General features: G+C 68.3%; 21 protein-coding genes. 3 read left to right on the top strand and 18 right to left on the bottom strand.

Going from position 1 to position 17,975, the window contains the following annotated elements:
• Positions 1-29: 29 nt before the first annotated feature.
• The 6 genes from pal to AC1DSO_RS16540 form a co-directional block, all read right to left on the bottom strand.
• On the bottom strand, positions 30-596 hold the full coding sequence (gene pal, locus AC1DSO_RS16515) for a peptidoglycan-associated lipoprotein Pal (RefSeq protein ID WP_477069853.1): 567 nt from the start codon (positions 594-596) through the stop codon (positions 30-32).
• Positions 597-789: 193 nt separating this feature from the next.
• Complete coding sequence (gene tolB / locus AC1DSO_RS16520) at positions 790-2,088, bottom strand: Tol-Pal system beta propeller repeat protein TolB (protein WP_477069873.1); 1,299 nt, start codon at positions 2,086-2,088, stop codon at positions 790-792.
• A gap of 41 nt (positions 2,089-2,129) precedes the next feature.
• Positions 2,130-2,936 carry a cell envelope integrity protein TolA gene (gene tolA / locus AC1DSO_RS16525; RefSeq protein WP_477069854.1) on the bottom strand — a complete coding sequence of 269 codons (807 nt, stop codon included), beginning with the start codon at positions 2,934-2,936 and terminating at the stop codon, positions 2,130-2,132.
• Positions 2,937-2,943: 7 nt separating this feature from the next.
• The gene (locus AC1DSO_RS16530; protein ID WP_477069855.1) at positions 2,944-3,459 is read right to left on the bottom strand and encodes an ExbD/TolR family protein; all 516 of its coding nucleotides are present in this window, start codon (positions 3,457-3,459) and stop codon (positions 2,944-2,946) included.
• Between the two features lie 4 nt (positions 3,460-3,463).
• Complete coding sequence (tolQ, locus tag AC1DSO_RS16535; RefSeq protein WP_477069856.1) at positions 3,464-4,162, bottom strand: protein TolQ; 699 nt, start codon at positions 4,160-4,162, stop codon at positions 3,464-3,466.
• Between the two features lie 113 nt (positions 4,163-4,275).
• On the bottom strand, positions 4,276-4,725 hold the full coding sequence (locus AC1DSO_RS16540) for a YbgC/FadM family acyl-CoA thioesterase (RefSeq protein ID WP_477069857.1): 450 nt from the start codon (positions 4,723-4,725) through the stop codon (positions 4,276-4,278).
• Between the two features lie 103 nt (positions 4,726-4,828).
• Here AC1DSO_RS16540 and AC1DSO_RS16545 point away from each other — a divergent pair, with 103 nt between their 5' ends.
• Entirely contained in the window at positions 4,829-5,002 is a 174-nt protein-coding gene (locus AC1DSO_RS16545; protein ID WP_477069858.1) for a CopG family transcriptional regulator, read from the top strand.
• A gap of 19 nt (positions 5,003-5,021) precedes the next feature.
• On the opposite strand, the gene AC1DSO_RS16550 is transcribed toward AC1DSO_RS16545, so the two are convergent.
• The 4 genes from AC1DSO_RS16550 to ruvC all read right to left on the bottom strand — a co-directional run bounded on the left by AC1DSO_RS16550 (position 5,022) and on the right by ruvC (position 7,961).
• Complete coding sequence (locus AC1DSO_RS16550; RefSeq protein ID WP_477069859.1) at positions 5,022-5,627, bottom strand: hypothetical protein; 606 nt, start codon at positions 5,625-5,627, stop codon at positions 5,022-5,024.
• Positions 5,628-5,675: 48 nt separating this feature from the next.
• A complete protein-coding gene (gene ruvB, locus AC1DSO_RS16555) occupies positions 5,676-6,713 on the bottom strand; it encodes a Holliday junction branch migration DNA helicase RuvB (RefSeq protein ID WP_477069860.1) in 1,038 nt (345 codons plus the stop codon).
• A 109-nt stretch (positions 6,714-6,822) separates the two neighbouring features.
• A complete protein-coding gene (gene ruvA / locus AC1DSO_RS16560; protein ID WP_477069861.1) occupies positions 6,823-7,443 on the bottom strand; it encodes a Holliday junction branch migration protein RuvA in 621 nt (206 codons plus the stop codon).
• On the bottom strand, positions 7,440-7,961 hold the full coding sequence (gene ruvC, locus AC1DSO_RS16565) for a crossover junction endodeoxyribonuclease RuvC (protein ID WP_477069874.1): 522 nt from the start codon (positions 7,959-7,961) through the stop codon (positions 7,440-7,442). The genes ruvA and ruvC overlap by 4 nt, the downstream gene beginning before the upstream one ends.
• Before the next feature lie 120 nt (positions 7,962-8,081).
• Between ruvC and AC1DSO_RS16570 the strand changes: the two genes are divergently transcribed.
• Both AC1DSO_RS16570 and AC1DSO_RS16575 read left to right on the top strand, forming a co-directional pair.
• On the top strand, positions 8,082-9,506 hold the full coding sequence (locus AC1DSO_RS16570) for a M20/M25/M40 family metallo-hydrolase (protein WP_477069862.1): 1,425 nt from the start codon (positions 8,082-8,084) through the stop codon (positions 9,504-9,506).
• Positions 9,507-9,601: 95 nt separating this feature from the next.
• On the top strand, positions 9,602-9,883 hold the full coding sequence (locus AC1DSO_RS16575; protein WP_477069863.1) for a hypothetical protein: 282 nt from the start codon (positions 9,602-9,604) through the stop codon (positions 9,881-9,883).
• A 3-nt stretch (positions 9,884-9,886) separates the two neighbouring features.
• Here the strand turns inward: AC1DSO_RS16575 and AC1DSO_RS16580 are convergent, their stop codons facing one another.
• The 8 genes from AC1DSO_RS16580 to AC1DSO_RS16615 all read right to left on the bottom strand — a co-directional run.
• Positions 9,887-10,819: a nucleoside hydrolase gene (locus AC1DSO_RS16580; RefSeq protein WP_477069864.1), complete on the bottom strand. Its 933-nt coding sequence runs from the start codon at positions 10,817-10,819 to the stop codon at positions 9,887-9,889.
• A gap of 71 nt (positions 10,820-10,890) precedes the next feature.
• Positions 10,891-11,583, bottom strand: a complete 693-nt coding sequence (locus AC1DSO_RS16585) for an MgtC/SapB family protein (protein WP_477069865.1) — start codon at positions 11,581-11,583, stop codon at positions 10,891-10,893.
• A 56-nt stretch (positions 11,584-11,639) separates the two neighbouring features.
• Complete coding sequence (locus tag AC1DSO_RS16590; protein ID WP_477069866.1) at positions 11,640-12,941, bottom strand: hypothetical protein; 1,302 nt, start codon at positions 12,939-12,941, stop codon at positions 11,640-11,642.
• 88 nt (positions 12,942-13,029) lie between these two features.
• The gene (locus AC1DSO_RS16595; RefSeq protein ID WP_477069867.1) at positions 13,030-14,685 is read right to left on the bottom strand and encodes a hypothetical protein; all 1,656 of its coding nucleotides are present in this window, start codon (positions 14,683-14,685) and stop codon (positions 13,030-13,032) included.
• A 68-nt stretch (positions 14,686-14,753) separates the two neighbouring features.
• A complete protein-coding gene (locus tag AC1DSO_RS16600; RefSeq protein WP_477069868.1) occupies positions 14,754-15,830 on the bottom strand; it encodes a glycerophosphodiester phosphodiesterase in 1,077 nt (358 codons plus the stop codon).
• 169 nt (positions 15,831-15,999) lie between these two features.
• Entirely contained in the window at positions 16,000-16,797 is a 798-nt protein-coding gene (locus AC1DSO_RS16605; protein ID WP_477069869.1) for an inositol monophosphatase family protein, read from the bottom strand.
• Positions 16,798-16,998: 201 nt separating this feature from the next.
• Entirely contained in the window at positions 16,999-17,421 is a 423-nt protein-coding gene (locus tag AC1DSO_RS16610; protein WP_477069870.1) for a hypothetical protein, read from the bottom strand.
• 77 nt (positions 17,422-17,498) lie between these two features.
• Positions 17,499-17,975: thiamine phosphate synthase (locus AC1DSO_RS16615; RefSeq protein WP_477069871.1), on the bottom strand; the 477-nt coding region annotated here is incomplete at its 5' end.

A 17,975-nucleotide genomic window follows, 5' to 3' on the forward strand; every position in this document is an offset into this window, starting at 1 on the left:
GAAGAGAAGCCGCCCTGTTCTATGCAGTATTAGCGGGCGCCGTCCGTGATGGCCGTGTGGCCGTTACGGTTCTTGGCCCAGGATTCCTCGCTGGCGCCCGGATCGATCGGACGTTCCTTGCCGAACGAGATCGTTTCGATGCGGGCGCCGGCGACGCCCTGGCCGACCAGGAAGTCGCGGACGGCGTTGGCGCGGCGGGCGCCGAGCGCCAGGTTATACTCGCGGGTGCCGCGTTCGTCGGCGTTGCCTTCGATACGGACGCGAACCGCCGGATAGCGGTTCAGCCACTGGGCCTGGCCGGCCAGGACCGGCTGGGCGTCAGCGCGAACCGAATATTCGTCGGTGTCGAAATAGACGCGGTCGCCGACATTAACGACGAAGTCCTGAACCGAACCCGGCAGGACGCCGCTCGAGACCGGCGGCTGGGCCGGCGGTGTGTAGGGTGTGCTCGGCGAGGCCGGCGGCGCTTCCGGCGGCGGTGCGACAGGCTGGGGCTTCGGACGCGAAGCGCAGGCGGCGAGCGAGGCTGCGGCCAAGCCGACGAGCGCCAGTCTAACGGCGCGCTGGGTGTCGAAGCTCATCCAGTTTCTCCTCAAGTCTACGAATTCTGGACCTGATCCATACCTGCGGGACGCTTGGAATGGACCCTTTAAATGTCTGACCAATCTCACAATGATGTCAGATCGACGTCAAACGATGCGGATTCACTTGCGGCGCGAATAGCGAACTGGCCCCGCCGCAGCGCAACAACGCCTTCACAAGGCGCAGGTTGCCCGAACGATGTGTCAATCAGTCGAGCAGCGGCGACCAGGCCGGGTCGGAGCCCGAGCCGTTATAGGCGGCCGGCCGCAGGATCCGGCCGGTGACGTCCACCGTCCAGAGCTTGGGATTGCCGCTGGCGCCCTCGCGGAAGAACATCAGCACCCGACCGTTCGGCGCCCAGGTCGGGCCCTCGTCCAGATAGCTGGTGGTCAACAGGCGCTCGTCGCTGCCGTCGGGGCGCATGACGCCGATGTGGAACTCGCCGCCGGTCTGCTTGGTGAAGGCGATGAAGTCGCCGCGCGGGCTCCAGACCGGGGTCGTGTAGCGGCCGCCGCCGTACGAGATGCGGCGCACGCCCGAGCCGTCGGTGTTCATCACATAGAGCTGGGCCTGGCCGCCGCGGTCGGAGTTGAAGGCGATCTTGCTTCCGTCCGGCGAGAACGACGGCGAGGTGTCGATCGACGGGTCGGTGGTGATGCGGCTAGAGGACCGGCTGCGCAGGTCCATCAAGTAGATGTCGCTGTTGCCGGCCTTCTCGACCGAGAACGCCACTTTGGTGCCGTCGGGCGAGAAGCGCGGGGCGAACACCATGCCGGGGAACTTGCCGACCGTCTCCTGGCGGCTGGTCTCCAGGTTCAGCAGGTAGATCGACGACCCGGTCGGCCGCAGGGCCATGTAGGTCAGTTCCTGGCTGGTCGACGAGAAGCGCGGCGTCATCACGATGTACGAGCCGTCGGTCAGGTACTGCGGATTGGCGCCGTCCTGGTCCATGATCGCCAGGCGCTTGACCCGGTTCAGTTTCGGCCCGCTCTCGGCGACGAAGGCCACGCGGGTGTCGAAATAGCCCTTCTCGCCGGTCAGGCGCTCATAGACGGCGTCGCTGATCTTGTGGGCCACGCGGCGCCAGTTGTCGGGCGTCGAGGAAAACTGCAGGCCCAGCAGCTGCTGCTGGCTGAACACGTCCCACAGGCGGAAGTCGACGCGCAGGCCGCCATCGGCGCCGACCGTGACCTGGCCGTTGATCAGGGCCTGAGCCCCGGTCGCCTGCCAGTCGGGGAAGCGCGGCTGGACGTTGACGTCCTGCAGCTTGTCGGGGACGCCCGCGACGTTCAGCGGCTGGAACAGGCCCGAGCGCTCGAGATTGCCAGTGATGACCTGGGCGATCTCGGCGCCGCGCGTGGCGCCCGAGAAGGCCGGGACCGCGATCGGCAGCGGCTTGACCGCGCCGGAATTGATGTCGACCTCGATCTGCGCGGCCGCCGGGGTCACGAACGCGGCGCCGCCCAGCAGCACGGCGGCCATCAGCACCAGGGCTCGCAGTCCCATGGGGGCTTTGAGGCGCATCGAGGTCTCCTTCTTTCCAGACATCAACGCGAACAGGCCTGTTTTGCGTTGAAATTCAGGGCGATTTTCTGACCGTACAGGTCGGAGGGCAGGTAGGCGAACGGCGAGGCGGCGAACAACGCGCGAATGGCGCGATCCGACGCGGCCTTGACCACGGCGTCAGGCGAGGACGTACCCGGCGACTCCGGCTGGCCGACCACGCGGCCGCCCGGGCCGATCACGAACACCACCCGAACATTGACGTTGGCGCCGCCCTCGACTTCGCAGTTGGGGTTCCAGCGGTCCTGGACCTCGCCTTGCAACCGGCCCAGGGCGGCGGCGGACAGGCCGGTGGCCGCGCCCAGCGCTGGGCGGGCCGAGACCGAGGTCTCCGCGCGAGCCGGGCCCTTGGCGGCGTTGGCGGTCGGCTTGCCCGTCGCCTTCTTGGACTTGGCGATCGAGGCCTCCAGCGAGGCGAAGAAGTCGTCGTTCTTCTTGGCCTGAGTCGGCTTGGCCGGCGTCGGGGTGGGGGCCGGCTTGGGGACCGTGGCCGGCTTGGGCGGCGCGGCGGCCGGTGTCGGGGTCGGCGCGGGCGTTGGGGCCGGCGGCTGCGGCGTGGCCTCGGGCGTCGGGTCCGGGGTTTGTGCGGTCTGCTCGACCGGCGCTTCTTCGGCCGGGCGGACATTGGTCGGGCCATTGGTGACGATGGTCACCGGCACCGATTCGCCGATGGTGATCGGCTTGGCCGCCTTCCACGGCAGGCCGAACACGATCAGCGCCGCCACGGCTCCGTGCAGCGCGATCGAGCCCAGCAGGCCCGGGGAAACGGCTTGTTCGCGGCGAGCGCTCATGCCGTTCCTATTGGGTCGGCCGCAGGTCGCCCGCCGGCTGGGCGTCGCGTGTGGCCGCGCCGGTGGAGGGACCGCCCGTCTCGGTGATCAGGTTGATCTTGTTGAAGCCGGCGTTCGACAGGCCCGCCATCACCTGGGCGACGACCGCATAGGTCGCCCCGCCGTCGGCGCGGACAAAGATCGGCTTGCTGTAGCCGTCGCCGGCGATCGCGGTCAGACGCGGCGCCAAGTTCTCGAACGGGATCTCGGTCTCGCCGACGAAGATGTGGCCGTCCTTGCGGATCGAGACGGTGATCGGCTCGTCCTGATTCTGCAGGGCCGCGGCCTCGGTCTTGGGCAGCTCCAGCGGCACGCCGGCGGTCAGCAGCGGGGCGCTGATCATGAAGATGATCAGCAGCACCAGCATCACGTCGACCAGAGGCGTGACGTTGATCTCGGACAGGGCTCCGCGCGAACGGCGGCCCCGGCGGCGGCGGCCTCGGCCGCTGTTGGTGGCGAAGGCGTCGCTGGACGACATCGACATGGGATCAGCCCCGCTCGGCCAGGCGACGCTGGATCGCCGTCGACAGGTCGTCGGCGAAGCCTTCCAGGCGGCCGGCGTACTTGCCCGCGTCGGTCGAGAACTTGTTGTAGGCGATATAGGCCGGGATGGCGGCGATCAGGCCGACGGCCGTGGCGAACAGGGCCTCGGCGATCGACGGGGCGACGACGGCCAGCGAGGTGTTCTTCGAGATCGCGATGTTCTGGAAGGCGTGCATGATGCCCCAGACCGTGCCGAACAGGCCGATGAACGGGCTGGCCGTAGCGACGATGGCCAGGCTGCCCAGGCCTTCCTCGACCTTGGCGCTCTCACGGGCGATCGTGGTGTCCATGATCCGGTCGATGCGGGCGACCAGGAAGGCGGCCTGATTCTCGGACAGGTTCCCGCGCGCCTTGGCGTCGCGCCATTCCTTCAGCGCCGCCTGCAGCATGCGCGGCAGGGCATGGCGCGGATTGGTTCCGGCCTCGCCGGCGACGTCCTCCAGCGAACGCCCGCCGCTGACCTGCTCCTCGAAGCGGTCGGCCGCGCGGTTCAGGCCCGCGAAGCGGACCAGCTTGTCCAGGATCACGGCCCACGAGCCCAGCGAAGCCAGGATCAGACCGATCATCACCCCCTTCACGACCCAGTCGGCCTGCAGGAACAAGGCGAAGAACGAGAAGTTGGGGGCGGCAGCCGAGGCGTCCATGCGGGCGAGGTCTCCGTTGGGGCGTCTTAAATTCTAGTTCGCGCCGTATGGCATGAAGCGGCGCTTGGGTGAAACTATGACAATCGCCGAGCGATCCCGAAATTCGATGACGTTTATTCGGCGGCCGCCAGCCAAGGCTCCAATTGCGCCCGCATTTCGGCAGTCGGCTTGCGCGGCCGGCCGCCCAGGGTGATGCAGACCGCCTCGCCCGCCGCCTGGCAAATCACGTCTTCGCCGCGCGTGATCCTCTGGCTGACATAGAGGCGCGGCCCCTTGATCCGGTCATAGGTGGTGCGCACCACCAGGGCGTCGTCGATCCGGGCCGAGCGTTTGAAGTCCAGCTCCATCCGCACGATCGCGAAGGCGGTGTCGGCCTTGGCCAGCTCGGTGTGCGAGATGCCCACCATCCGGAAGAAGTCGCTCCGGCCGCGCTCGAAATAGCGCAGGTAGTTGGCGTGGTAGACGATGCCCGAGAAGTCGGTGTCCTCGTAATAGATCCGCACGGGCAGCTGATGCTCGCGGCCGTCGAAGACGCCGGTGGTGGGCTCGGGCGGGGTCGTCATGGGATGTGCTTAGCCCGAGCGGTCGCGAACGTCAGCCCCACAATGTCGCTCAACCCTGGCGATGGACGCTGGACACGTTCTCCTTTTGTGCTAGCCTTCTCGCATGAAGATCGAGCCCGCCATTTTCGACGAGATCGACGAYGCCGCCGAGGCAGCAGCCGATGCGCGGGCCGAGGCGGACGTCGCCGCTGGCCGGGTGATCAGCCATGAGGCGGTCAGCCGCTGGCTCACCTCGTTGGCCGAGGGCAATCCGCAGGCTTTGGAATTTCAGCCCTAGACACGGCCCCAGCTAGTCATCAATCGCCTCGGATTGATGCAAGGGGATCCACTACTTGGATTGTGCCCAAGGTTGGCTCGTAGGCGAGCAATATGGTTCTACCGATAGGGCGGGCCTCAGCCAGAATTTTCAAATCTTCCTCTTCTAAGACACCACGATGATATGACTCTAGGAATGTCATAAAGACATCCGTGGCTCTATCGGCGTCGGCAGAAGATAGGTCATTCGGTACTAGAAATTTGAAGCGACTGTTTGCGTCCCGGTCAGACCACACTGAATAGACTAGGGAGTACGGCTGCACCTTCGAAACCTTGCCGGGGGTGCCAACAAGATTGACTTTTATATAACTCAAACGCCCCTGGAGGGTTTTGATTCCACTTTTGAGCGCTTGATAGTGATCCTTTCCCATCTCACCTAAGAAGCCGTCAAAGTATGATTTGGCGATGTAGACCATAACGGCGGTTGGCATCACCCATTCGATTCCAGCGAATGCTCTGGTCGAAGGCCGCTCTTCTACCAGAAGTTCAAGCCCACTGGTTGCGACCTCCTCCTTGAATTCCTCAATGGAGGCCACCGAAATAGGCCCCTCGTAGGACAGCGCGACGTGAAGCTTCTCGAGGTTCATGCGTAGCTCCTGAAAACGGCGGCCCTAACAGCGGATCGGAACGGGCGATTATCCCTCGTCGAACAATCCGCTCTGCCCCTGTGGCGCGGGCGGAGCCTTCAAACCCAAGTGCAGATACGCTTTCCCGCAGGCCACCCGGCCGCGTGGCGTCCGCTGGATGAAGCCTTGCTGCATCAGATAGGGCTCGATGACGTCCTCGACGGCGTCGCGGGCCTCGGCGATGGCGTAGGCAATGGTCTCGACGCCGGCCGGGCCGCCGCCGTAGTGCTCGATCAGGGCGCGCAGGTAGCGGCGATCGAGGGAATCCAGCCCCACTTCGTCGACTTCGAGACGCGCCAGGGCCAGGCCCGCGGCCTTGCGGTCGATGACGGTCGCCCCGTCGGCGGTGGCGAAGTCGCGGACCCGGCGCAGCAGGCGACCGGCCACGCGCGGCGTGCCCCGGGCCCGGGCGGCGATCTCGGCCGCGCCGTCTTCCGACAGCGGCGCGCCCATCTTGCGGGCCGCGCCCAGCAGCACGTGCTTGAGCTCGGCGTGGGTGTAGAACTCGAGACGGATCGGGATGCCGAAGCGGTCGCGCAACGGCGTGGCCAGCATCCCGGCCCGCGTGGTCGCCGCCACCAGGGTGAAGGGCGCCAGGTCGATGCGGATCGAGCGGGCGGAAGGTCCCTCGCCGATCACCAGGTCCAGCACATGGTCTTCCATGGCCGGATAGAGGATCTCCTCGACGTTCGAGGACAGGCGATGGATCTCGTCGATGAACAGGACGTCGTTCGGCTCGAGATTGGTCAGGATGGCGGCCAGGTCGCCGGGCTTGTTCAGCACCGGGCCCGAGGTGGCGCGGAAGTTGACGCCCAGCTCGCGGGCGATGATCTGGGCCAGGGTGGTCTTGCCCAGGCCGGGCGGGCCGAACAGCAGCACGTGGTCCAGGGACTCGCCCCGGCCCTTGGCGGCCTCGATGAAGATCCGCAGATTGCCCTTGGCCTGCTCCTGGCCGACGAACTCGGCCAGGGTCTGGGGCCGCAAGGCGCGGTCGGTCGCGGGGACCTGGTCGCCGTGCTGGGGCTCGCCGGAGATGACGCGGGTCATTTACTTGCCCCCTCCGCGCTTCGCGCTCCTCCCCCGGAGGGGGAAGAAGGATCGCCTTCCGCCCGCCTTCGGGGGCGGACGATCGCGAAGCGATCAGGTGGGGGGAGCCTCATCGGCCCAGCTCCTGCAAGCCCGCCTTGATCAGCGCCTGGACCGTGGCCTCGTCGCCCAGCTTGGCGGCGGCGGCCTCGACGACGCGACGGGCGTTCACCTCGGCCACGCCCAGGCCCATCAGGGCGGCGACGGCGTCGCCGGTGGGGGCGGGCTTGGCGGGCGCCGTCGAGGCGGAGGTCGAACTCGGCGCGGTCATCAGCACCGGCCCGTCGGTGATCGGCTTGTCCTTCAGCTCGGTGACGATGCGAAGGGCCAGCTTGGGACCCACGCCGTTGGCGCGACCCACGGCGGCCTTGTCTTCGCGGGCGACGGCCGAGGCCAGCTCGGCAGGCGACAGCACGTCCAGCACCGCCATGGCGGCCTTTGGCCCGACGCCCTGGATCGCCTGCAGCAGCACGAACGCCTTGCGGTCTTCCCGCGTGGCGAAGCCATAGAGCCGCAGGCCCGCGCTCTCGCTCCACTGGCTCTCGATGTGCAGCAGCGTCTCCTCGCCCAGGGCCGGCAGGCGCTGGAGCGTGCGGTGGCCGCAGCGGACGACATAGCCGACGCCCATGACATCGATCAGGGCCTCTTCCTCGCCGACCTCGGCGACCGCGCCGCGCAGACGACCAATCATGCCACCCTCCGGTTGGCGACGCGCAGGTTGGCGTGGGTGATGGCGACGGCCAGGGCGTCGGCGCAGTCGGCCGTGGTCTTGCCGGCCGTGGGCAGCAAGCGCGCGATCATGAAGCCGATCTGGGCCTTGTCGGCGGCGCCGGTGCCGACCACCGCCTTCTTGACCAGACGCGTGGAATATTCGGCCACCGGCAAACCGGCGCGGGCCGGCGCGATCAGGGCCGCGGCGCGGGCGTGGCCCAGCTTCAAGGTCGACTGGGCGTTGGTGTTGAGGAACACCTCCTCGACCGCCGCCTCGTCGGGCTGGTGCTGCTCGATCACCGCGCAGATGCCGTCGAACAGATGCAGCAGCCGCTGGGCGAAATCCGCCTTCTCGTCGGGGACGATCACCCCGTGGGCGACATGGCTCATGCGCGAGCCCTCGACCGTCAGCACGCCCCAGCCGGTGCGGCGCAGGCCGGGATCGAGGCCCAGGATTCGGATCGGAAGGCGATTCGCGTTCATCATGTGTTCTCGCAACATCGTCTGTCCCGCGCCCGAGGAAAAGCCCCTGTATTGCTAACGACCGGTAAACGGCGGCCCTTGCGCGCGACCGTCAGGCAAGCTCTGCTGCCCCTTCGATTTGTTGGGAGAGTACGGATGAAGCGCGTGGTGTGGACGACGGCGGGCGCCTTGATGGCGCTGGCGACAGCGGCGAGCGCGCAGACTGCCGAGCCGCCCAAGAGCGTCCGCCCCGACCAGCTGGCCTTCCGCGACCTCTACAAGGCGCTGGTCGAGATCAACACCACCCTGTCGGTCGGCAGTTGCACTGCCGCCGCCGAGGCGATGGGCGCGCGACTGAAGGCGGCCGGATTTCCGGAAGCCGACGTCAAGGTCGTGGTCGCCGATGGCCATCCCAAGGAGGGCAGCCTGGTCGCCGTCCTGCGCGGAACGGACGCCAAGGTGAAGCCCATGCTGCTGCTGGCCCACATCGACGTGGTCGAGGCCAATCGCGCCGACTGGACGCGCGACCCGTTCAAGCTGGTCGAGGAGAACGGCTATTTCTTCGGCCGCGGCACGTCGGACGACAAGGCCCAGGCGGCCATCTGGGTCGACAGCCTGATCCGCTTGAAGACGTCGGGCTTCAAGCCCAAGCGCGACATCAAGCTGGCCCTGACCTGCGGCGAGGAGAGCGAGGCCTATAACGGCATCGAGGACCTGGTGAAGAACCACCGCCCCCTGGTCGACGCCGAATTCGCTTTGAACGAGGGCGCCGACGGTCTGCTGGACGAGCACGACAAGCCGGTGGTGCTGGAGGTCCAGGGCGGCGAGAAGGTCTATCAGGACTTCACCCTGACCGTGACCAACCCTGGCGGCCATTCCAGTCGCCCTGTGGCGGCCAACGCCATCTACCAGCTGTCGGCGGCGCTCTCGCGGATCGGCGCCTACGGCTTCCCGCCGCGCTTCAACGACGCCACGCGCGGCTACTTCACCCGGATGCAGGGGCGGGTGACCCCGCCGCAGGCCGCGGCGATGAAGGCCCTGGTGGCCGACATCAACGACCCGGCGGCGCTGAAGACCGTGACCTCCGACCCGATGTGGAACTCGATGCTGCGCACCACCTGCGTGGCCACCATGGTCAGCGCCGGCCACGCGCCCAACGCCCTGCCACAGCGCGCCACGGCCAACGTCAACTGCCGCATCCTGCCGGGCACGCCGGTCGAGGAGGTCCGCGCCAAGCTGGCCGAGCTGACCGCCGACCCCGCCGTCGCCGTGACCCTGGCCCACGAGCCCAACAGCGTCTCGCCGCCGCCGCCCCTGACGCCGGCGATCATGGGTCCGATCGAGAAGGAAGCCGCCAAGCTGTGGCCCGGCGTGCCGGTGGTGCCGATCCTGCTGACCGGGGCCACCGACGGCGTCCACACCAACGCGGCCGGCATCCCGACCTATGGCGTCACCGGCATCTTCGGCAGCTCGGACGGCGACGGCATTCACGGACTGAACGAGCGCGTGCGGGTCAAGTCGCTCTATGACGGGCGGGATTTCCTGTACGCGCTGATCAAGGACTACGCGGGCGGCCAGTAAGTCACCTGTTTCCCTCTCCCCTTGCGGGAGAGGGGGCCCTCTGGAAAGTCCCCTCGGCCTCCCTATCTTGCCCTCAACGATTAGGGAGACGGACGATGGTGAGTACGTCGGACGATGGGATTCTGGCCGAGTACATGGTCAGCTACTGGTCGATGAAGCATGAAAAGATCGACCGCCCGACCAAGCTCCTCGAGACCCTCTACATCACCGAGCGCTACCAGGCCGGCGAAAACCTTCGGGAAGCGCGCTCGGCCTATGACCACGCGGTCTGGAACGGCGTGCCGGTGTCGGAGATGGACCGTCGCCTAGCCGAACTGGATCAATTCATGCGCGACCTCGTCCGCGAGCGCGCGGCCCAGTGGGGCCAGCCGCACTAGGGCCTAAGCCGCCGCGACCGCGTTCCAGCCGAACAGGCCGCCCAGGATCAGCCGCTTGACGGCGGCGACGTCCAGGCCCGTGCAGACCTCGGCGTTCGGGGGGCCGTCGACGTGCTCGACCCGGCCCAGGTGCTCGCCCTCGACGGTCACCCGCAGACGCGCTGGCTGGAAGGCGAACAGCTCGGGCGCGACCAGGCTGGCGGCGACCACCGCGTCGTGCGGCCGGCAGCCGTCGCCGCCCCAGACCTGCTGGTGGAAGGCGATATAGGGCGCGGCCGCCTTGCTCAGGCGCTGGGACAACGGCGAGCCGCAGCAGATCGCGCCGTTTGCCAGGTCATCGGCGGTCACCGCGACCTGGTGCGAGACGTCCAGCGGGACCAGGCGCGGCATGACCCCGGCTTCCAGGACCCGCTGCAGGGCTTCGGGGTCGCTCCAGCTGTTGAAATCGGCGCCGCCGGCGGCCTTGCCCTCGACGGTGAAGGCGCCGGCCATGATCGTCGGCCGCCAGTCACGGAAAGCGGCTGGGTCCTCCAGCAGGCTCTTGGCCAGATTGGTCAGAGGCCCCAGGAACAGGCCGGCGAGCTTGCGGCGGGCGGCGAAGGCCAGGAAGTTGGCCGAGTGGCCGCGTTCCAGCTCGGGCAGCTTCCAGCGCTGGGAGAAGCCGGCGCCGTTCAAGCCATCGACGCCGTGGGCCGGCCGCATCCGCTCGACCCGCCGCCTGGCCAGGCCCGCGCCGGCGCCGATATAGACCTCGGCGCCGCAGCCCGCGAGGCGCAGCACGCCGCGAGCATTGGCGGCCGCCTGATCCACATAGGTGTTGCCGAACACGGCCGAGACCGAGACCACCTCGACCGCCTGCCGGGCGCGGGCCAGCAGAGCCAGCGCCAGGGCGTCGTCCACGCCGCAATCGGTGTCGATGTGAACCCGCAGGACCATGCGGACCAGTCTAGTCGCGCGGCGTGACGGGGAGAAGGTGGCAGGTGACGGAAGAGGCGCCCGACGGCGCTTCAATCTTTCCGGGGTAGAATATCGAACTCGATCACCCGGGGATCGTCACGCAGCCGGTGGGCCACCTCGCGCAGCCGCAGCGCGCCCTTGCCTGAGAACGAGCCGGCCAGTTCGAACACCGCCCCGCCGCCGTGCAGGCAGTGGTTCAGCCGTTCGCCCTTCAGGTCGTACTCGGCCAGGAGGGCGCGCAGCTCGGCCTCGTCCAGCGGCGTCTCGCGGCGGGAGCGGACGGCGACCTCGGTGAAGTTCTTCTGCGGCATGGTGGCGTCCAGCCAATGAGCGGCGCTGAGGGTGAGCACCGCCAGCACCGTGCCAACCGTGGCCAGGCCGTACAGCCCGACGCCGAACAGCGTCCCGATCGCCGAAGTTATCCACAGGGAGGCAGCTGTGGTCAGGCCGTGCACCGACACCCCCTGCTGGAAGATCACTCCGCCGCACAGGAAACCGACGCCGGTCAGCACGCCGTGGGCCATGCGGACGGGATCGATGCGCAGCACCTCGGCCGGGGTGTCGTTCATCCACCGCACCTGGTGCACCGCCGCCAGCATCAGCAGGGCCGAGGCCAGGCTAACCAGAACGTGAGTGCGCAGGCCGGCGGGCCGCGCCCGATACTCCCGTTCGAACCCGATCACCCCGCCGGCGACCAAGGCGCAGAGAATGGGCAGGAAATCGGAGGAAGCCAGCCGGTCCATACGGGCTGTAACGAACAGAGCCGTCCCGTGATCCCCTCTCCTCGCGCGGGAGGGAATTACTTCCGCAAATCCGCCGGCGTGGTTGGTTCACTGACAATGCGCTCCATGGCCTTCCACCGCGCGTCTTCGGACTTGCCGGCGCGATAGACATAGTCGCGGACCATGTCCTGGCCGATGTTGTAGTTGATCACGTACGAGCGGTAGGTCTCGATGAACGCCACCCGCTTCTCGGCCGCGCCGCGCGAATAGAGGCCGTACTTCATCAAGGCCAGGACGGCCTGCTCCTTGGTCATGCGGCCGCCCAGATACTCGGCCGCGATCGTGTTGCCGCTGCTGGACAGCGCCGCCTTGGCGTCCTGCAGCTCGCCATAGGCCTTGGCCGTCGCGGGATCCAGGCCCGCCAACGGGTACAGCTTGTCGCGCTCGAACTCGGTCTTGGTCTGACCGGGGAAGGCCAGCACGATGCCGAAATTGGCCGAGCCCTCGGCGATGAACGACTGCGGCGAGAACAGCGGATAGACCGAGAATTCGATCCAGCCCTTGCCCTTGGTCAGCTTCTCTTCCAGCTGGGTGTTCAGCACGTGGTGGCCCGGATAGCCCTCGTGGCAGCCCAGGTCCAAGGCGCGGCTGATATAGATCGGCAGGTCGGTGTTGATCTCGATCAGGCTATGGGCGTCGCCCTTGTACCAGTTGTAGCCGCTCCACGGCTTCTTGGTGACGAACGACAGGTCGAAGCGCTCGTTCCCGGGCAGCTTGATGTGCTCTTCGGTCTTGGCCTTGCAGGCGGCGATGCCGGCCTTCATCACCGGCTCGAGCTTGTCCGTGGGGATGACGTAGCGGTTCTGGAAGGTGTCGACCCGGGCGGCCAGATCGCCCTTGCCGGGGACCAGCTTGTCGATCCGCGCCAGGATCGGGTCGTAGCTCTTCAACGGCTTCAGTACGGGACGAATGCCGAACAGGCCCTGGGCTTCGTCCTGGAAGCTGAACTTGTCGCCAGCGATCATGGCCAGGCGCGTCTGGGCCGCCTTGACCTGGCCCTTCAGGAACAGCTTGCGGCGACGCTGGTCGGCCGAGAGGTCCTTGTCGGGAACCTTGGTCAGCAGCAGTTGCAGCCGATCGGCTTCCTTGCGCAGCACCGAAACGGGGCGCGGCGCCAGCTTGGCGGCGTCCTGCATCTCAGAGGGGCCGTAATAGGCGTCGACATAGCCTGGCTCGCGCTCGCCGGCCTCCAGGGTCAGGCGGACGAAATCGACGGCGATCTTGTCCAGCAGATCCGAGCCCGGCGAGGCGAAGGCCGGCGCGCCCAGCAGAAGGGCGGCGGCCAAGGCGGCGCCGGAAAGGGCGTGGCGGATTTTCATGGGCTTCCCCGAGGGACGATGTCGCTTGGCCGCACGCTGCACCGCCGCGCCCCCGTTCGGCAAGATCGAGGAACGATTTTCCCTCGGATCAGCTGTTGGCGAGATTGAGTTTCGCCAGGTCGCCGACCCAGCCCGCGCGGGCCTGGGCCGCGTGCTGGTCGGCCAGCTGGGTCTGACCCGTGGCGCGCTCGGCCTGGGCCAGCAGGTGAAGGGCCACAGGATCCAGCGGACGGCGGTTCAGGGTGGCGCGAGCCGATGCGGCGGCGCCGGCCGCGTCGCCGTCGGCCAGCTGGGCGGCGGCCAGGCTGCGGCGGACCGGATACCACCAGCCGGGCGGGTCGCCGTGGTCGCCGAAGGTCTTCTCGTCCAGCTCGGCGGCCTTGCGATAGGCCTTGATCGCCTTGCGCGGCTGGCCGTCCAGCAGCTCGGCCCGCCCTCGCAGGATCAGGGCGGCCATCTGGGTGAGGGTCCTGGCGTGCTTGGCTCCATCGCCCAGCAGCCTCTCGTCGTCGCGCGACAGCCTCATCGCCTCGGCCTCGCGCCGCACGCCGGTCGCGTCGCCGCGACGGGCCAGGGCCTCGCCGCGCGCATAGTGGCGCATGACCCGCAGCAGCGGCTTGTCGGCCGCGGGCTCCGGCAGGGCCAGGACCTGGTCGATGTCGCCATACCGACCCTGGGCGGCGTAGGCGGCGACCGCCAGGCGCTGGATCTGCCGGTCCTTGACCGGGGCGCTCAGGGCCATCGGCAGGATCGGGCGGGTGATGTCGAGAGCGCCGGCTCCGTCGCCGGACATCATCGCCCCGCCCGCGCCGAACATCACGTTGTGCGTGTGGTACGGGACCGTATAGGCCGGCCAGTCGCCGGACAGGGTGCGCTCCTTGGCGGTCAGGGCGTCGAGCCGCGCGGCCTTGGCGTTGGCGCGGTAGGCGTCGCGATAGCGGCCGACCCAGTAGAAGGTGTGCGAAGGCATATGCGCCAGGTGGCTGGCGTCGGGGGCTAAGCCGCCCAGCGTGTCGGCATAGGTCTCGGCCTTGGCCGTCTTGCCGTCGATCTCCGTGCCGTGGATGTAAAAATGGACCGCGCCGGCGTGGCCGGGTTCGCGCTTGAGCACGTCTTCCAGCAGCGCATTGGCGCGGGCGAGGCCGCCGCGGCCCTTGTCGTGGGTGACCGGGATCATCAGAGCGTCGGCGGCCAGGACCGCGATCTGGAGATCGTCGGGATAGGTCCGGGTCAGGGCGTCCATCGCCTTGCCGTAGTCGACGTCGCCGCCGTTCTTAGCGTAGCGGACCGTCATGGCCGCGATCAGGTCGCGCTCCTTCTGGGGGCCGTCGGCGGCCAGCACCTTGGCGCGGACCATCAGCTCGGCCCACTTGGCGCTGGTCTTGTCGTCGACCGAGAAGTTCAGGGTCGGGCCGCCGGCCCAGGCCTGGCCCCACAAGCACATGGCGCAGGTCGGATCCTGGCGGGCGGCCTCCTCGAAGGCGGCCACGGCCTCCTGGTGGGCGAAGGCCTGGCCCAGCTGCAGGCCGTTGTCGAAGAAGGCCTGGGCCTTGGCCGAGCCGGTGCGGATCGCCAGCCGCTGGGCGCCGAACCCAGGGCGCAGCGCGACCGCCTTGTCGCTCTTGCCCTCGGGTCGAGCGCCCTCGCTGCAGAGGCCGATGGCGAACGACGGCGGCGGGGACGGGTCGGCCTGGGTGAAGGCCGGAACCAGGGCCACCAGCACGGCCAGACCAAGACGACGCATATCAGCCAACCCCGAACGGCGACCCGTCCGTCGCTCGTCCCAGGGTAGCCGTCCGTTCGCCGCGCGCGTCAAGCCTCGGCGCGCGCCGCCACGGCCAGGCCGGGGAAGTCGCTGAACACGCCGTCGACGCCGGCGGCGTACAGCGCCTTGAACACCGCCGCGGCATCGCCGTGCTGGGCCAGGAACGCCGGGCTCTGGGCGTCGCCCTTCCGCAGGCTGGCGGGCAGGAAGTAGTTCTCGGCTCGCACGGTCCAGGGATGGACGGCTAGGCCGGCCGCGTGGGCGTCCTTGACCAGGCTGGAGGGCGCCAGCAGGCCCTGGCCGTCGTTAGGGACCACCAGGCTCCAGTTCGGGCCCAGGCCGTCGGCATAGACCGCCACGTCCTTCAGGCCCTGGGCGGTGATCAGGTCGGCGTATTTCACGTTCGGCAGGTCGGCGGGGCCGCCGGCGCCGTCGACCAGCAGGACCAGGCGCGCGGCGGTCTTGGCCTTCAGGCGCTTGAGCGGGCCAACCTCGAAGCACTGCACGAACACCGGCGCGGTCGCCGAGTTGAGGTCGTGGGCCTTCAGGAGGGCGACCAGGCGGTCCTCGGTCGGCAGGCCGATGCCGGCGAAATAGGTCGGGTGTTTCAGCTCGGGATAGACGCCGATCGTCCGCCCGGTGCGCTTGGTCCCGGCCTTGGCGATGGCGACCACCTCGTCGAAGGTCAGGATCGGGGCCTGACCGTCGAAGGCGGTGCTGGCCGGACGCAGCTGCGGCAGCCGTTCGCGGGCCCGCAGGGTTTTGACCTCGGCCAGGGTGAAGTCCTCGACAAACCAACCGGTGACCTGTTGGCCGTCGATCGTCTTGGTCGCCTTTCGCGCCGTGAACTCGGAACGGCTGGCGACGTCGGTCGTGCCGCCGATCTCGTTCTCGTGGCGGGCCACCAGATGGCCGTCCTTCGTGGGGACGAGGTCGGGCTCGATGAAGTCGGCGCCCTGGTCGATGGCCCGCTCGTACGACAGCGCCGTGTGCTCGGGTCGCTCGCCACTGCAGCCTCGGTGACCGATCACGATCGGCTTGCGCTGCCGGGCGCTGGCGAAGCCGGGCAGCAGCGTGCCGGCGAGGGCGGCGGTGGTCATGGCGCGACGGGTCAGCAGGGTCATGGGCGGCGATTTAGCGCCGGGATGTGACGGTTTGGCTAGCCCTTTGAAACTGTCATCCCGGCCCAGCGCGGAGCGCGCCGAGCCGGGACCCAGGGGGCCGATGCAGTGCGGTCGCCCCTGGGTCCCGGACAGCCTCTGCGAGGCTTCCGGGATGACAAGAAGAGAGGCCTTAAGCCGCCCGCAGGCGTTCCAGGACCAGCGGATAGAGGTCCTGGTTCGAGGCCAGGATCGACCTGCCCTGCACGACGTCGCCGTCGTCTTCCTCGATCGTGGTGACCTTGCCGCCCGACTCCTGGACCATCAGCACGCCGGCCGCGATGTCCCACGGGTTGAGGTTGCGCTCCCAGTAGGCGTCGAAGCGACCAGCGGCGACCCAAGCCAGGTCCAGGGCGGCCGAGCCGAAGCGGCGCACGCCGGCGACCTTCTGGCTGACCTGGTGCAGCTCCTTCAGGAACTGGCCGTGGCCTTGCTTGCCGGCGAACGGGATGCCCGTGGCCAGGACGCTTTCGTCCAGGTGGCGGCGGGCGGCGACGCGCAGGCGCTTCTCGGCGCCCAGGAACGCGCCCTTGCCCTTCTCGACCCAGAACAGGTCGTTGGTGATCGGGTTGAAGGTGACGCCGGCGACGATCTCGCCTTCGCGCTGCAGGGCGATGTTGACCGCGAAGTGCGGGATGGCGTGCATGAAGTTGGTGGTGCCGTCCAGCGGGTCGACGATCCAGGTGTGGGTCTTGTCGGTGCCCTCGATCATACCGCGTTCCTCGCCCAGGAAGCTGTAGCCGGGACGCGCCTTTTCCAGGATCTCGAACAGGGTCTGTTCGGCCTTGAGGTCGGCGTTGGTGACGAAGTCGGCCGCGCCCTTCTTGGAGACCTGCAGCTCGGTGACTTCGCCGAAGTCGCGCGCGAGGCCGCGAGCGGCTTTCCGGGCCGCGTCGATCATGACGTTCAGGAGGGCGGAAGGCGTGGCCACGGGCGGACTATCCTCAATGTAAAGCCGTCGACGCCGGCCGGAAAAATCCGGCGGCGGAGCGGTAGGTCGACGGTGTGAAAGAACGGGCGCGGAACCTAATCGCCCACAGGCTCGATGGCAAGGCGGCCCGAAAGGCTGTCAGCCCGGCCAAACCCGGGGGTTTGACCGGAGGTCGGCCGGGCTGACGAGCTTATGTGATCCTCAAGGCAGCTCCACCTTCGGCAGCGTATCCTTGGTTTCGCAGACCAGCTTGCCAGCCTTGCCCAGCGCGCCGGAGATGTCCTCGATCTTGGCTTCCCTGCGCCAACCCTTGGGCACGCCCTTGGTCCCGTCGAAGTCCATGCCCAGGTCCATCCACTTGTCCGCCGCGCAGTCCAGGGCGAAGACCAGAATGGGGCCTTTGCTCGCCGGCCAATTCTTGTAGGGGCCGTTGGCCTTGCCCTCGGCGATGCGGGTGACGATCAACCCGCTGGACTGGTCCACCCGGGTGAAGTCCACGTCGTAATAGGTCTTGGTCTCGCCCGGCGCCAGTTTCCAGGTTTCGGCGGTGGCGGTTGTCGAAAAGGCCAGGGCGGAAAGGGCCAGGACCGGTACGCTAAGCAAACACACTACGAGCCGCGTCATGTTCAGCGTCTCCCCCGTTATTTTGTTAGCTGAGGGGGAGGCTATGCCTGTGTGCGGCGCGTCACAAGCGAACGCCGTTATTCGGCCTTATTTCGTGCGGCCAGGCCCTCGGCGATCGCCGCGTTCAGGGCCGTGACGGCGGCGGCGGGGCCTTGCGGATGGGCCCAGACGCCCGCCGAGACGGCCAGGAAGTCGGCCCCGGCCGTGGCCAGGCCGGCGGCGTTGTCGGCGGTGATGCCGCCGATCGCCACGCACGGGATCTCCATCGTCTCCTGCCAGATGGTCAGGATGTCGGGCTCGGCGGTGGTCGGGGCGTCCTTGGTGGTGGTCGGGAAGAAAGCCCCGAAGGCGACGTAGTCGGCCCCGGCCTCGGCCGCTTCCATCGCCAGGTGGCGGCTGTCGTGGCAGGTGACGCCGACCATCCGCTCGCCCATCAGCTTGCGAGCGTCGCGAAGCGCCATGTCCGACTGGCCGACATGGACGCCGTCGACCGGCAGGCGGGCGGCCAGGTCGGGACGGTCATTGAGGATCAGCGCCACGTCGCGGGCCTGGGC

This window comes from Caulobacter sp. P4_E5, assembly GCF_056401555.1.